15 protein-coding genes are annotated in these 14,590 nt (G+C 32.0%); 3 read left to right on the top strand and 12 right to left on the bottom strand.

All coding sequences use genetic code 11. The features are described 5' to 3' along the window. The first annotated feature begins 110 nt into the window (after nucleotides 1-110). Complete coding sequence (mtaB, locus tag CLU81_RS07125) at nucleotides 111-1,445, top strand: tRNA (N(6)-L-threonylcarbamoyladenosine(37)-C(2))-methylthiotransferase MtaB (protein ID WP_099709198.1); 1,335 nt, start codon at nucleotides 111-113, stop codon at nucleotides 1,443-1,445. A 232-nt stretch (nucleotides 1,446-1,677) separates the two neighbouring features. Here mtaB and CLU81_RS07120 read toward each other — a convergent pair whose 3' ends face one another. The 11 genes from CLU81_RS07120 to CLU81_RS07065 all read right to left on the bottom strand — a co-directional run bounded on the left by CLU81_RS07120 (nucleotide 1,678) and on the right by CLU81_RS07065 (nucleotide 10,316). Further along, on the bottom strand, nucleotides 1,678-2,187 hold the full coding sequence (locus CLU81_RS07120) for a hypothetical protein (protein WP_099709197.1): 510 nt from the start codon (nucleotides 2,185-2,187) through the stop codon (nucleotides 1,678-1,680). A 107-nt stretch (nucleotides 2,188-2,294) separates the two neighbouring features. Then, a complete protein-coding gene (locus CLU81_RS07115; protein ID WP_099709196.1) occupies nucleotides 2,295-3,011 on the bottom strand; it encodes a 3-ketoacyl-ACP reductase in 717 nt (238 codons plus the stop codon). 127 nt (nucleotides 3,012-3,138) lie between these two features. Beyond that, the gene (locus CLU81_RS07110; RefSeq protein WP_099709195.1) at nucleotides 3,139-5,262 is read right to left on the bottom strand and encodes a VWA domain-containing protein; all 2,124 of its coding nucleotides are present in this window, start codon (nucleotides 5,260-5,262) and stop codon (nucleotides 3,139-3,141) included. A 35-nt stretch (nucleotides 5,263-5,297) separates the two neighbouring features. Continuing rightward, on the bottom strand, nucleotides 5,298-6,275 hold the full coding sequence (locus CLU81_RS07105; RefSeq protein WP_099709194.1) for a hypothetical protein: 978 nt from the start codon (nucleotides 6,273-6,275) through the stop codon (nucleotides 5,298-5,300). A 2-nt stretch (nucleotides 6,276-6,277) separates the two neighbouring features. Continuing rightward, a complete protein-coding gene (locus CLU81_RS07100; RefSeq protein ID WP_099709193.1) occupies nucleotides 6,278-6,778 on the bottom strand; it encodes an RNA polymerase sigma factor in 501 nt (166 codons plus the stop codon). 287 nt (nucleotides 6,779-7,065) lie between these two features. After that, the gene (locus CLU81_RS07090) at nucleotides 7,066-7,692 is read right to left on the bottom strand and encodes a hypothetical protein (protein ID WP_099709191.1); all 627 of its coding nucleotides are present in this window, start codon (nucleotides 7,690-7,692) and stop codon (nucleotides 7,066-7,068) included. Between the two features lie 9 nt (nucleotides 7,693-7,701). After that, nucleotides 7,702-8,172, bottom strand: a complete 471-nt coding sequence (locus CLU81_RS07085) for a hypothetical protein (RefSeq protein WP_099709190.1) — start codon at nucleotides 8,170-8,172, stop codon at nucleotides 7,702-7,704. Nucleotides 8,173-8,213: 41 nt separating this feature from the next. After that, nucleotides 8,214-8,636, bottom strand: a complete 423-nt coding sequence (locus CLU81_RS07080) for a hypothetical protein (RefSeq protein WP_099709189.1) — start codon at nucleotides 8,634-8,636, stop codon at nucleotides 8,214-8,216. Nucleotides 8,637-8,641: 5 nt separating this feature from the next. Then, entirely contained in the window at nucleotides 8,642-8,995 is a 354-nt protein-coding gene (locus CLU81_RS07075) for a hypothetical protein (protein ID WP_099709188.1), read from the bottom strand. A gap of 24 nt (nucleotides 8,996-9,019) precedes the next feature. Next, nucleotides 9,020-9,856 carry a hypothetical protein gene (locus tag CLU81_RS07070; protein WP_099709187.1) on the bottom strand — a complete coding sequence of 279 codons (837 nt, stop codon included), beginning with the start codon at nucleotides 9,854-9,856 and terminating at the stop codon, nucleotides 9,020-9,022. Between the two features lie 7 nt (nucleotides 9,857-9,863). Then, nucleotides 9,864-10,316 (bottom strand): hypothetical protein, encoded by a 453-nt coding sequence (locus CLU81_RS07065; protein ID WP_144444479.1) that lies wholly within the window; start codon nucleotides 10,314-10,316, stop codon nucleotides 9,864-9,866. A gap of 383 nt (nucleotides 10,317-10,699) precedes the next feature. On the opposite strand from CLU81_RS07065, the gene CLU81_RS07060 reads away from it, so the two are divergent. Further along, nucleotides 10,700-11,581 carry a PPK2 family polyphosphate kinase gene (locus CLU81_RS07060; RefSeq protein WP_099709185.1) on the top strand — a complete coding sequence of 294 codons (882 nt, stop codon included), beginning with the start codon at nucleotides 10,700-10,702 and terminating at the stop codon, nucleotides 11,579-11,581. Between the two features lie 41 nt (nucleotides 11,582-11,622). Here the strand turns inward: CLU81_RS07060 and CLU81_RS07055 are convergent, their stop codons facing one another. Then, nucleotides 11,623-12,723 carry a M57 family metalloprotease gene (locus CLU81_RS07055; RefSeq protein WP_099709184.1) on the bottom strand — a complete coding sequence of 367 codons (1,101 nt, stop codon included), beginning with the start codon at nucleotides 12,721-12,723 and terminating at the stop codon, nucleotides 11,623-11,625. Nucleotides 12,724-13,086: 363 nt separating this feature from the next. On the opposite strand from CLU81_RS07055, the gene CLU81_RS07050 reads away from it, so the two are divergent. Continuing rightward, nucleotides 13,087-14,556 carry a hypothetical protein gene (locus CLU81_RS07050; protein WP_099709183.1) on the top strand — a complete coding sequence of 490 codons (1,470 nt, stop codon included), beginning with the start codon at nucleotides 13,087-13,089 and terminating at the stop codon, nucleotides 14,554-14,556. Nucleotides 14,557-14,590 lie beyond the last annotated feature (34 nt).

Raw genomic sequence — 14,590 nt, 5'->3', positions numbered from 1 at the left:
TATATAGTGTATTATTGATTTTATTTTAAAGAATATTGTACGTAAATTTGCAAACTCTTCAAAAGAGATGTAAATATAATATCTTACTACTTAAAATGTAGTTTATTCCCATGGAAAATAGAAAAAAAGTTGCCTTTTATACGCTTGGTTGCAAATTGAATTTCTCAGAGACTTCTACAATTGCCAGAAACTTCAATGACGAAGGTTTTGATCGCGTTGATTTTGAAGAAGTAGCTGATATTTATGTCATCAATACCTGTTCAGTTACAGAGAATGCTGATAAACAATTTAAGCAAGTCGTAAAAAAAGCAATGAAACTTAATGATAAAGCTTTTGTCGCTGCCGTAGGTTGTTATGCACAATTGAAACCTGAGGAATTGGCAGCAGTTGATGGTGTTGATTTAGTTTTGGGCGCGACAGAAAAGTTTAAAATTACCGATTATATTAATGACTTAAGCAAAAACGATATGGGTGAAGTTCATTCATGCGAAATAGCTGAAGCTGATTTCTACGTTGGTAGTTATTCTATTGGAGACAGAACTCGTGCTTTCCTGAAAGTTCAGGATGGTTGTGATTATAAATGTACGTATTGTACGATTCCGTTAGCGAGAGGAATTTCGAGAAGTGATGCATTAGAAAATGTATTGCAAAATGCCAAAGAAATTTCAGCGCAAAACATCAAAGAAATTGTTTTGACTGGAGTAAATATCGGTGATTACGGAAAAGGAGAATTCGGAAATAAAAAACACGAACATACATTTCTTGATTTAGTTCAGGCTTTGGATAAAGTGGAAGGAATTGAGCGTTTAAGAATTTCATCAATCGAACCAAATTTATTGAAGAATGAAACGATTGAGTTTGTTTCTAAAAGCAGAACTTTTGTACCTCATTTTCATATTCCGTTGCAATCCGGAAGTAACGATATTTTGAAATTAATGAAACGCCGTTATTTGCGTGAAGTTTATACAGAAAGAGTAAACAAGATTCGCGAAGTAATGCCACACGCTTGTATTGGTGTTGATGTTATTGTTGGTTTTCCTGGTGAAACAGACGAACACTTTTTAGAAACGTATCATTTCCTGAATGAAATGGATATTTCTTATTTGCACGTTTTCACTTATTCAGAAAGAGATAATACAGAAGCTGCAAATATGTCGGGAGTTGTTCCAGCAAATGTAAGAGCAAAACGTAGTAAAATGTTACGTGGATTATCCGTTAAAAAACGTCGTGCTTTTTACGAAAGTCAATTAGGATCTAACAGAACGGTTTTATTCGAAAGTGAAAATAAAGAAGGATACATTCATGGTTTTACCGAAAATTACGTAAAAGTAAAAACACCTTGGAATCCTGAATTGGTAAATACATTACAAGAAATCAACTTAACAAAAATCGACGAAGACGGAAGCGTTCGTTTAGAGTTTTTGAACAAATTAGCTGAGGCTTAAAACACATATTTTGTCATTGCGAGGAACGAAGTAATCTCACTAACAATTAGCAAGATGATTCGAAGAATTTGTCATTTCGACGAAGGAGAAATCTCCGCGAGAAACTCGACAAAGATTGGATTCTCGTTGCGGAGTTACTTGTGGAGATTTCTCCTTCGTCGAAATGACAAAAAAGCTCCAAAACTCTTATTTAGTAAAGAGTTTTGGAGCTTTTTTTTTGAATAAAAAATATTTATTTCTGATCTTCAGGAATCACCAATTTCAAAGAATTAATATAATCCGTATCAAATTCAATAACTCGTATCTTTTGTGGATTAAAACTCAATTCTCCCCCAAACTGACCTCTTATGTCTAGAAAATCAATTGTAAGTTCTTCTTCGTTCAGTTCAATTAGTTTTCCTAAATAAGCTGATTTTGCTGATTTCTTTGAGATTTGAAAAATCCCATATTTATTATTTACATAATTCAGAATTGAACTCAAATCCCGAATCGGAATAATATCTTCTGCATTTGTTTTTAAACCTTTCAAGCGAATTACTTTTTCAGTAAATTCAAGATCCTGATCTCTATGAACCGCTTCGATATTTTTGTTTTTAAGAATCACAAAACCGTCAAGAATAAAATCCTCGGGATTGTTTCGTAGTAAAATCCAATCATCAGAATAATCAATAAGAAATCCAGTAAAAAGTTCTTTTTTATCCGTGAATTCTATTGAAATTAATTGTCTTAGATATTGTTCCATTTGGTGTTTGTTTAAGGCGTTTAAAATCTTTGTCAAAGTTTTAAACTTTGACAAAGATGGTCAGTTTTGAAAGTCTCAATATTTTAAAAAATTGAAATTTATGTTTTTTAAGGATTTGTAGACCAGATACTGCTGTTTTTTATAAAAACTCTGCGGTTTAATTTAAGTTGCGCAACGATCAATTCGGCTACATCTTCAGATTGCATTACTTTTTCAGGATTTCCATCGGTTAATTTTAATTCGATAGCAAGATCAGTTGCAACCGTACTTGGCGTTAAAGCCGTAACACGAATGTTATGCTTTCTCATTTCGTGCATCAAAGAATCAGTTAATCCAAGAACAGCAAATTTTGACGCACTATAAGCACTTGTCAAAGCATTTCCGTTTAATCCTGCAGTCGAAGAAATATTGATAATATCACCTGTTTTTCTTTCGATCATATTAGGGATAACGGCGCGAGTTGTATAGTAAGTTCCCATTAGGTTAACCTGAATGATTTTTTCCCAAGCTGAGGGTTCTAATTCTAGAAAATTTCCAAAAGTACCAATTCCGGCATTATTGATTAAAATATCTATATGTCCAAATTCGGCTAAAGCCTTTTCTACAGCACTATTTATAGAATTAATATCGGAAACATCAGCAGTTAAAGCCAATGATTTAACACCAAGTTTAGATGTCTCAATTGCTAGTTGATCAATGTCAGTTTGAGTTCTTGCAACCAAAATCACGTTTACACCTTCTTCTGCCAATGCAATGGCGATAGCTTTTCCAATTCCTTTTCCAGCACCGGTAATTAGTGCATTTTTATTTTTTAAGTCTGTCATGATTTGTTTTTTAGAAATGCAAAAAGCATCATTTTAGTAACACAAAAATACAGTTTTTGCTTCCTAAAACGATGCTTTCAGTTGTTTTCTTAATCTAAGTTTAACAAACTTTTTTATTCTTTCAAAACTATATTGCCGATTGAACAAGACGAATAAATTCGGCTTTATAACCTTCAGAATCTTTTGATAATCCTTGTTTGGCTAATTTTAAAATATCGTCAGAAGATTTATTCGAAATAAGTTTTGAATCTCTTAATTTCAATCCAAACCACGCAACAGCAGTACTAAATTTAAAATCATCCGAAGCTTTGTTTAAAGCAACCGCTTTGTTCTCAATTACGTTTACCATTTCGATACTTTTATCGCCGTCAGGTTTTTTGTAACGGAATTTTATTGTTGCTAGTTCATTACTATAATTATTTCCTGTTTCCTGTACTTTAGTATATTTTAAAGCATCAGGTTGTTGGTTTAGATAATCACTTTCAACTCCCGCCGGAATAATTTCATATAAAGCCGTCACAGTATGATTACTTCCTAATTCCCCAGCGTCAATTGCATCGTTTTTAAAATCTTCCGGACGCAATTTTCGGTTTTCATATCCAATTAAACGATACGCCTGAACTTGTTTCGGATTAAATTCTATCTGGATTTTCACATCTTTCGCAATAGCAAACATCGAGCCTTTGAATTCTTTTCCTAAAAAACGATTTGCTTCCTGAATATTATCAATATAAGCATAGTTTCCGTTTCCTTTATCGGCCAATGTTTCCATTTTGCTGTCTTTATAATTTCCCATTCCATAACCCAGACAAGTTAAGAAAACGCCTGTTTTTCTTTTTTGTTCAATCAATTTCTCCATGTCAGAATTTGAAGAACTTCCAACATTAAAATCACCATCAGTTGCCAGAATTACTCTGTTGTTTCCACCTTTAATAAAATTTTCGGTAGCAACTTTGTAAGCTAATTCAATTCCTTCTCCACCTGCAGTACTTCCGCCGGCTTCTAAGTTTTCTAAAGCATCAATTATAGTTTCTTTCTCATCTCCGGAAGTTGGAGACAAAACCATTCCGGCTGCTCCGGCATAAACAACGATGGCAACATTATCTTTTGCTCTTAATTCGTTTACCAGAATTTTCATGGATTGTATCAATAATGGCAGTTTATTATCGTCTCCCATAGAACCGGAAACATCAATTAAGAAAACCATATTTGAAGCCGGTAAATTCTCTGTAGCAATATTTTTTCCTTGTAAACCAATTCTAAGAATCTGATTTTTTGTGTTCCAAGGAGAATCACTTAACTCAGTATTGATCGAAAAAGGATGCTGATTTTTTGGCTGCGGATAATTGTATTTAAAGAAATTTACCATTTCTTCAACACGAACGGCATCTTTAGGAACCGCTTGTCCATTATTGATAAAACGTCTGATATTAGTATAAGAAGCATTATCAACATCGATCGAAAAAGTAGAAAGAGGTGCCGTTTTTGGGCTTTCGAATGCATTTTCTACAAAAGCATCATAATCTTCCTGATTTGTCACAACAGGTTTATTAGGATGAAGAATATTCAATTTGGCATCAAGTTCTGTCTCCGTAAGATTTTTATAAATTCCGCTTTTAGTTTCTAGAATAACAACACCATTTGAAGCTTTATTTCCATAAACAGCTGTTGCATCTTTATCTTTTAAAACTTTTACATCCTGAACATCATTCGGATTAATTTTAGCAAATTGTTCTGCATTAACAGGAATTCCATCCAGAATATACAAAGGTTCATTTTTAGCTAAAATTGGCGCTGTGCCTCTAATTGCTTCATTTTGATTTGAATCATATTGAACATATCCGGATGAAACTGCAACTCCGGCAACTCTGCCCTGAATCATTACACTAGAAGCTTGGACTGATCTCTTTTTTTTGGAACCACCATAAGCTGTAACAACAACTTCTTGCAGCGATTGATTGTGTTCTTGTAATACAACGTCGATAATATTTTTGTCACCAACAGTTTCTGTATGAGATTTATATCCAATAAAGTTGAACAATAAAACGTCGCCTTTTTGAGCTTGAATACTATATTTTCCGTCAAAATCCGTAGTAGCTACTTTTTTTGTTTTCTGAATCTGTACGTTTACGCCAGGAAGTGCTTGACCACTTTTATCAGAAATCGTTCCTGTAATTGTTTTTTCCTGTGCTGTAACTACGAAACATATAAGCATAGAAAGGGCTAATGAAATAAGTTTTACGTTTTTCATGATAGTAATTTTTAGATTAAAAAAATGTTTTTTTGCTAGTTTTTAGCGGCTGGTTTTCCTGTTTTAGTAGTAATAATTACAACTCCTTTTTTGCCTTTTTCGCCATATTTTGATGTAGCTTCCAGATCTTGAAGTACAGTTATGGTTTTGATTTCTTGTTTGTTCAAAGGAGCGTAAGGACTTGTTGGATTTGTACCAAATAAATCATTTTCTGAATAATACATTCCATCAATAATATACAAAGGCTGATCTAATACCACTAGAGAATCTACATTTTCCGGTTGTAAATTTGGAAGTTCTCTTTGCATCATTTTATCTCTTTTCTCATCGTCGCTATGAGACATTGCAGTGCCGTTTAAAACAATTAATGGTGCACTTTTTTTAGCCATTGGAGCATGTGCTTCTGCTGCGTAAGCAACTTTAGCAGATTCTCTTTGTACGCTTCTTCCATATCCCAGGTTTTGTACATCTTTATCTCTTGCTTTTTCAACAGTGCTTTCTTCGTCCATATCAGTAAAACCGGATTGTACAGATATTGGCGCAGCAATCTGACCCGCAACAGGCACAGCAATTGATTCTGCAGCAACAGCATTTTCAGCTGAGATATGAACTTCTTGTAAAGCTACTTGTGGTTGTACTTTAATTTGTTGATCTATAATTTTTGCAGCTTCTACTTTTGGAATTATTGGAGAATCTGTAGCACCAACAGCTTTATTCTTTTCTAAAACAGGATTCTCAATTGTTTCTTTTTGATCTTCATTTATCACAACTTTTGGAGTTTGAGTCGTTGTGATTTTATCCGATTTTAGAAACTGAGCGCCTAAAGAGATTAATAATAATAGTGAAGCTGCAATTGCAATTTTTTTCCATAGCGAAATTGCTTTTTTATCTTCTTTTTTGTCCAGTTTGTCTTCCAGACGCGACCAGACTTTTTCCATTCCTGGAAAATCTTTTGATTCCGCGTTGTGTGCGGCATCTTTAAATTTATCGAATATTTTATCTTGATTGTCCATGACTACTTTGCTTTTTGATAATACAATTTATTTACTAAATCCTTTAGCTTGGTTTTTGCAGCATTCAATTGTGATTTCGATGTGCCTTCGGAAATGTTTAGCATTGCAGCTATTTCTTTATGTCCAAAACCTTCTATAACAAAAAGGTTAAAAACAGTTTTACAGCCGTCCGGAATATGGTTTAGTAAATTCAGTAAATCTTCTTCTTCCAAAGCGTTAACTTCTTCTGTAAAAGGTTGTGCAAGCATTTTGACATCATCAAGATACATGTTGAAATTTGTGTTTTTCTTGATTGTTGCCAAACAATGATTGACAGTTATTTTTCGTGCCCAAGCTTCAAAAGCCAGAACTTCTTTCAGTTGTTCCAGTTTTGTGAATATGGTGTAGAAAGCGTCAGCCATAGCTTCTTCTATTTCTTCTTCCTTTTTGAGGTATCGTTTGCAAACGCGATACAATTTTGGAGCCATATGCTCATAAACCTGACGCTGAGCATCTCGGTTCATTTTCTTGCAGTTAGAAATTAGCGTTTCGTTTATCACAATTGTTGTCTTTATACTAAAGAGGGATGAAAAATCAAAAAGGTTGGGACGATGATGAAAAAAAGTTTTTTTTTAAGGTTCAGAGATACAAAGATACAAAGGTTCAAAGGTTTTTTGTAGAGGCGCACAGCAGTGCGTCTTTTGTTCAGTATATTTTAATTTGTATTTTCTTTGCGGGAGACGCACTGTTGTGCGCCTCTACATATATAGGAATGAATATATCTTCCTTTATTATAATTAATTGATGTACTTTATTCTCCTAAACAAACATCGTTATAGAATTCTACAATTTCATTAATTTGATTGTAACCAAATTTATTATCTTTTATTCTTTTGACTAAAGAATCGCAGTCAGCAAAAAAACTTGTTGTCGTTTTTTTCCAATTCGAAAGAATTCCGGAATTTATATAAGTTGGATATTGGTCTTTTTTTCTTTTTACATAGAATAATTCTCGATATTGTTCTGTTCGATAAGCATAACTATTTATGTTATTTGTGCCATGAGTTGATGTTGCAGTTTTCTTTGTAATATTGGGATCTGTAAAAATCTGTGTTTTTTCCTCTTTATAAAGACAAACATTACCTTCTACAATTAGTTCAAGTAATTTTGGGTCACCAGAAGCGTTTAGTTTAACATATTCATAGGTTTGTACAATATCAAGTCCTATGAATTTGATTTTACTCACATTTTCATGATCCCAAGTATCAGCTTTATCATCAGCAGAAATTTTAAATTTTATTTTATCATTTTTTATGGAGGCAAAACCTTCAATTGAATCTCCGTCTTTAAAATAAATTATAGCATCCTGAGTTTGAGAATAACATTTAAAGCTTAAAAAGAATAAGAGGATTATTATGCTTTTGTAGAATTGTTTCATAAAATGCGATTAATTTTTATTTGCTGTAGTTTGATACCATTTCTCAATCTTTCTAATAGATTCTTCGTCTGTTTTGGGATTACAATTCGAACCGAGATTAATTTTTGTATTTGAGATATAAGAGTTTAAAAAAATTATTGCAAAACCTCCAACTTCACCATTATCCGTTAAAAGAGTTGAAGAAAATACATTCATATATCCGCAACATTTTTCTTTAGATCTCATAATAGAGATTAAATAAGGTACGTCATTTGACTTTACCCAATTATCTGGAAAATCTCCACTCATTGATATACTATTTATTGGGGTTTTATTATATCTCTCTTTAAAAAGTGTGATAAAGGATTTTGGGTTTAGATCTTTTATATCTATAGTTTTAGAGTAGTCTATTTTTGTTCTGTTTATTTTAAAATCATAAAATAAATAACCACCAATCAAAAGAATGGAAACTATTAGTAATGAAAGAATTGTTTTTTTCATGGAAGTTAGTTTTACTTAATTGGTAAACTCAATTTAAAAATCTATTGCTTCTCGTAACTATTAATTGTGTAAATTTTTCCTCCATTTAAAGTGAAGTCAGCTAGATTTTGTTCTTTAATTTCTTCTAATTTCGTTTTGCATTCAGGGCATTTTTTGAAAATTTTATTATTTTCATCGCTATGGTTTTTCAAAAAAATCAAATTTTCTCTATTTATGAGAAGTTTTAATCGATTGCTGATTTCATTTTCATTTAAATTATTGTAATTCTGAAATTCATGTAACGTGAGTTTGGTAATAAATAACTCTTTTTTTGCTACTTCAAAAACTCCAATTATTCCAAGGAAATTCATTGCCCAGGAACTTCCGATTATTTTAAAGCATAAAGTTTCTAAATTGCAATTGAAGCACTTAAGATCTATAACGGTTCCGCTAGATATATCTTCATTATTAAAATAAAATTCCATCTAATTTAAATGTGTTTTTCTAAAATTGAAAAGAAATCCTGTTCAAACTCTATATCTGATTCTTCATTTTTTATTCTGAAAGTGCTAATTTCTGGGATTATTCCAATTGAAAAGTCTTCTAAATCAGCCCTTTTTAAAATCAAATTATAAATAGGCATTGACATTGTTACAAATTTTTTGCTGTCATTTTCTTTAAAACTAAATTCTTTTAAAATAGCAATAATTTTAATTTTGTTATCTGTCTCAAGTAGAATTTCTTTTGGATTGACAACATCATATTTATTAATAATTAATTGTGTGATTTTATTTATATCAATTAATTTTTTCGACTCTAAAAAATCGAATAATAATATTCCCATCCTTTTTTGATTTCTTTTATTAAACTATTTAAGAGGTAAACTCAATTTAAAAATCTTAGTTTCTAACAATTCAGTATCATTATCTTCACATAATAAAAACTCAATTTTATCACTTGATTTTTTGTAGAAAGTCAAACCTTCAAATTTATTGGTTGAAGTTATTTTTTGAGTGAAATCTATTTTCATAGTTTTAAGATCGATTCGGCCAGTGAAACTGCCAAGGATTTCGCCATCGTCGTAGGTTGATTTGGTGTCTTCGGTGGTTGAAAGGAAATAGATTTTGTCTTCGACCAAAATTGCATCAGTAAAACTGGAACGGATTCCTTTTATTTTCGGAAGTTTATAATTGGTTGCAACCAATGCAAATTCTTCTCCCAGACTTTTAGCGTGAATCGTGAAAATCTTGTTTTTGTTAGAAATTCCATTTCCGCGATTGAATAAATACCAATTTTCTCCATCGAAAATTGCGCCTTCAAGATTAAAATCTTCCGGTTTTATTTCACCAAAACTTTGCATTAAGCCGTATAAATCGACCAAATTGTTCTTTTGTAAAACAGATTTGTTTTTAAGATCAAACTCAATCATTTTGTTTCGGTTTTCGGTCGAACCAGAACCAAAAACATATAATGTATCATTGTGATGTGTTAGCGATTCAAAATCAGGTTTTAAGTTTTTGGGAATGTTTTGCGTTGGATTATCAATTAAAGGATGTTGGTTTAATTGCTGATTTTGCATGTTGTATTCGTATAAATATCCGCTATTGTCGCCAATAATATATAATGAATTGTTATTTAAAAATAATCCTGATGCTGAACCGATTCCGATGATTTGAAATAATATTTCTAAGGTGAATTTTTCCATGAATGTTTTATTTGAGAAGGCTTATTTTGTTTCTAAATTCTTCTATTTCTGATTTACTTTTTATTTTTAATATTTTGACAAGTTCAAAAAAATCTATTTTCTCTTTAGCGTAATAACAAAAGAGTTCTTCTTCGACCTTTTCCATATCATATTCGTTGTACAATTCAAAATTACAAGATTTTGTTATTCCTGAATTAAGTCTTAGCATTATTTGATTATTGATTCCATTTGATAACGAAGAATCAAAACCTGATAAAGGATTTCGTTTTCCGTAATAATCATTATTTGAGATCTCAATTGATTTGATTTCGTCTATTTTAAATTTCTCCTGATCTATAATAATATGATCATCGTGAAATTCCAGAAAGCCACTATATTCTCCATTTATCGATTTAGTTCTTGTTAATCCAATTGTTTTTAAGATAAATCCAAGGATGAAAAGTCCAAGTATTGATTTCATAATTATATCTTCAAATAATCCTTTTTCGGGATTAAAAAAGGTCTGTTTTGTAAGATATATTATAGATAAGGAAAGTGTAGCTGTAAATATTATTAAAGTAGTACTCCAATGGATTTTTTTTGATTTTTTGTAAATGTTGAATTGCTGCATTTCTTGATTAAAGGAAATTTATTTTGAAAACAAATGCCTAGCCCTGATAGTAATGAAAATACTTTGAGAAGAAATTGCGATTTTTTCCTGACAGAACAAAGCGACTCCCGACGTTTCGGGATAAGCTCTTGGTATGTTTTGGAAAAATACAATTTATCAAAAAAGTATTGTAATGAATAGCAGGAATATGCTTCGTAAAATTAGTATATTTATAATTATAAAAATGAAGATATATGAAATCAATAGATCCGAAAGATTTTAAAGTTACAGATAAAATAAAGTTATCAAAGATTCCGACTTTGCTGGATATCGATGCTGATAGTGACGAAAAAGAAGCGAAACTGGATAAAGTGCAGGCAAAACTGAGCAATTTGCAAGATGTAATGTATGCACATAATAAATATAGTGTTTTGATTTGCCTGCAAGGAATGGACACTTCGGGAAAGGATAGTTTAATCAGGGAAGTTTTTAAGGAATTTAATCCGCGTGGTGTTGTGGTGCATAGTTTTAAAACGCCAAATTCGACGGAACTGGAACATGATTATTTATGGAGACATTATATTGCGTTGCCGGAAAAAGGGAAGTTTGCCATTTTTAATCGTACGCATTATGAGAATGTTCTGGTAACTCGTGTACATCCGGAATATATTTTGGGGGAGAATTTGCCGGGAATTAATTCGGTTGATGATATTACACCAAAATTTTGGGAAGACAGAATTAAGCAAATCAATAATTTCGAAAAGCATATTTCGCAAAACGGAACCATCGTACTTAAATTCTATTTGCATTTGAGTAAAGAAGAACAAAGAGAACGTTTATTACGCCGTTTAGAAGAAGGAAAACACAACTGGAAGTTTTCGCCAGGAGATTTGAAAGAACGCGAACACTGGAAAGAATATCAGGAATATTATGAAGAGGCAATAAACAAAACTTCGACAGATTATGCGCCGTGGTATGTCGTTCCTGCTGATGATAAAGAAATGGCACGATATATTGTAGCCAAAATTATCTGGGAAGAAATGCAAAAGCATACGGATATTAAGGAACCGGAATTGGACGAGAAGATTAAAGCCAATATCGAAATCTATAAACAACAATTGAAAAAAGAGCCTTAAAGTAAGGCTCTTTTTTTATGTAATAGTTTTATAATAGCTTCTTAATCCTGAATAAAAGAAAAATTTGCTTCATCATAAAATGCAGGGTTTGATATGGATGATACTCGAACTTTGCAATTCCCTGAGGAGCAGGTAATATTTACTACGCCAATATTTGGAGTTGTAAGGGTGTATGCTAATTGTCCTTCGTAAAACATTTCTACTTTGACATTCTTTTCTGAAATGAAAGAAGGTCTCCAATATAATTGGATAGTATTTGATCCATAAATTATAGATTCACCTTCGACTGGCGAGAAAATAAGATCATTCATAGAATAGTTATCCGGGAAAAGATATTTGAAAGCAAAAATATCCAGACTCGAAAATACATTTGTTAAAGGTGCACTTGTATTCATTACAGAACTAAAGTCTTGGTTACTTCCAAATCCTGATGGTGTGTTTGGAATAACATTATATCCCGATGCATTAGTTGATTCTCCAAAATAAGCTCCATTTGTATGTTGAAATCCTATAGTATGACCAAGTTCATGCTTTAGAACATGTATTTTTTCTGTTTCAGTAAAAGGGATATCATTACGAGCATCAAGATTTATAGCTATTTGAGATCCTGGAGCTTCGCCTGACGGCAAAAATGCTGCAGCTGCAACGCTATTTGGAAGTATACCTTCGTCTGCACCAATTAAAATATTACAAATTGGGTTTGTTGTTAATATAAAATTTACTCTACAGCCCTGGATTGCACTCCAATCACTTAACGCAGTAGCTATCGCTGATCTCCAATCGTCAGGTCCTGAAGTAGGTATTGATGAATCAATTCTTACTGTTATGTTAGTAACAGCACTCATACTGGCTAATTGGTTGGCGTGAGCCTGAGCTGGTTTTGAAGTGTTATTGGATTTGGTTTTGTAAAAAAACATATCATCTTCAACTAAATAGTATTTATCGATGTCTTTAATGTTTTCTAATTTGTAACCTCTGTTAAGTAATTCAATAATTACAGGATCATTTTTGTCGACAGTCAATGAAGAAGTTTTAGAATTTGGATTTTCTGTTGTTGGAGATTCAGTATCACAACTAACAATTGTCATACATGTGCATGTTAAAATAACTGCAGATGCTAATTTTAAATAATTTGTTTTCATAGTGTTTTAATAAGAATTTTTTTGTCAAACTTATATCAAAAACATATTTATTTTGTTAAGTAAATATTTACAAATTGTGATTAAAAAAATTCTATTCTGAAAGCAGCAATTTTTAATTTTTTAAAAAGAGTAATGTTAACAAGCAATAACTATAAGTTGGGTGGCTTAAATTAATGTTCTTTTTTTTGGCTTATGTTAATCGTATTTTATGAATGTTTTGTAGTACTAAATTAATGTTAATTTTTTTGAGGTTTAAATCTGCTTTTTTAACAGACTCTTGTTTTTTTGATAATATCAAAGTGATTTTAAATTAAAGTGTAGGGGGTTACTTTGTAAAAAAATAAAATTAAACATTAAAGCGAGATGAAAAGAATTATTTTACCCCTTATTATTCTTGGATCGTTGATTACTTCATGTAATAACGACTCTAAAGATCAGGAAGAAGCAACAACGAGTGTTGTATTAAAAGACCAATCTGTAACGCCAAGTTTATTGAAGGCACAGGCAGGTTTTGAAAATCTGAAAATCTATTCTCTTTTTAGTTCAGATGATGTTTTTGCAGACAGCCCTAAATTTATTTTTGGAGGTTCCGCTGATGGTTCCGGTTTGTTAAAAAATGGTGACGGAACTTTTACTTTTTTAGTAAACAATGAAGACAATTTTTCGGTTTCAAGAATTACATTAGACAAAACATTCAAACCTACTAAAGGAGAATATTTGTTAAATTCTAGTGGAGGAACATGGAGACTTTGTGGTGCTACAATGGCAACACAAGCTGAGCATGGTTTTGGACCTGTTTATTTGACTTGTGGAGAGTCTGGAGAAGAGTCTCGTACACATGCTTTAGATCCTTACGGAAGTGCTGGTTCTGCATCTGTATCTAAAGAATTGGCTGGTTTTGGTCGTTTAAGCGCTGAAAATGCTTTGCCATTACGTACTTCTGCTTATAAAGGAAAGACTGTAGTTGTAATTGGTGATGATGATTCTGGAACTTATGGAGGTCAGGTTTTTATGTATGTATCTAATACTGTTGGTGATTTAGCGAATGGTTCTTTATACATGTTAAAAAGAAATGACGACAATCAAAGAGAAAAAGATATGGAAACAGGTAAAACTTATCCTGTATCTTTTGTGAAAATCGAAGATCATAAAACTTTAACTGGTGCTCAAATCAATGCGTCGGTAAATACTTTGAAAGCAATTAAATTTGGTCGTGTAGAAGATTTAGATTACCGTAAAGGTGGTGACACTGCAGATCGTGAATTGTATTTTAATGCAACCGGACAAGATATAACAGGAACTAATGCTGATGGTTCAAGAACTAAATATGGTAGAGTTTACAGATTAAAGCTTGATGCGGCTGATCCGTTAAAAGGAACTTTAGAAGTTATTCTTGACGGAGATAACCGTTCTGGAATTGCTGGTAAATTTCAAAATCCGGATAATATTTGTGTGACTAAAAACTATGTTTACGTTGAGGAAGATGCTAACGGATACGGAGACGAAACTCACGATGCTTATATTTATCAATATAATATTGCTACAAAAGAATTAAAAGTTGTAGTAGAATTAGATCACCGTCGTACAGCTGCAGATGCTGCAAAATACAATGTAGTTTCATCAGGTGTGCCAGATCCAAGTAAAAAAGGAGTTTGGGAATATGGAGCTTTAATTGATGTTTCTGAACAATTGGGTATTCCTGACACTTTTATGTTAAGTGTACAACCTCACTCTTGGACAGGAGCAAAATACAAAAGTCCTGACGGAGGTACAAATCGTCCTAAAGAAGAACAAGCAAGTCAAATCGTAGTAATTAAAGGTTTAGCAAGATAAATTTTTAAAATAGTACAAAACAGTATTCCACTAC

This window comes from Flavobacterium sp. 9, from assembly GCF_002754195.1.
Taxonomy (GTDB): Bacteria; Bacteroidota; Bacteroidia; order Flavobacteriales; family Flavobacteriaceae; genus Flavobacterium.
This window is presented reverse-complemented; position numbering and strand designations above follow the sequence as displayed.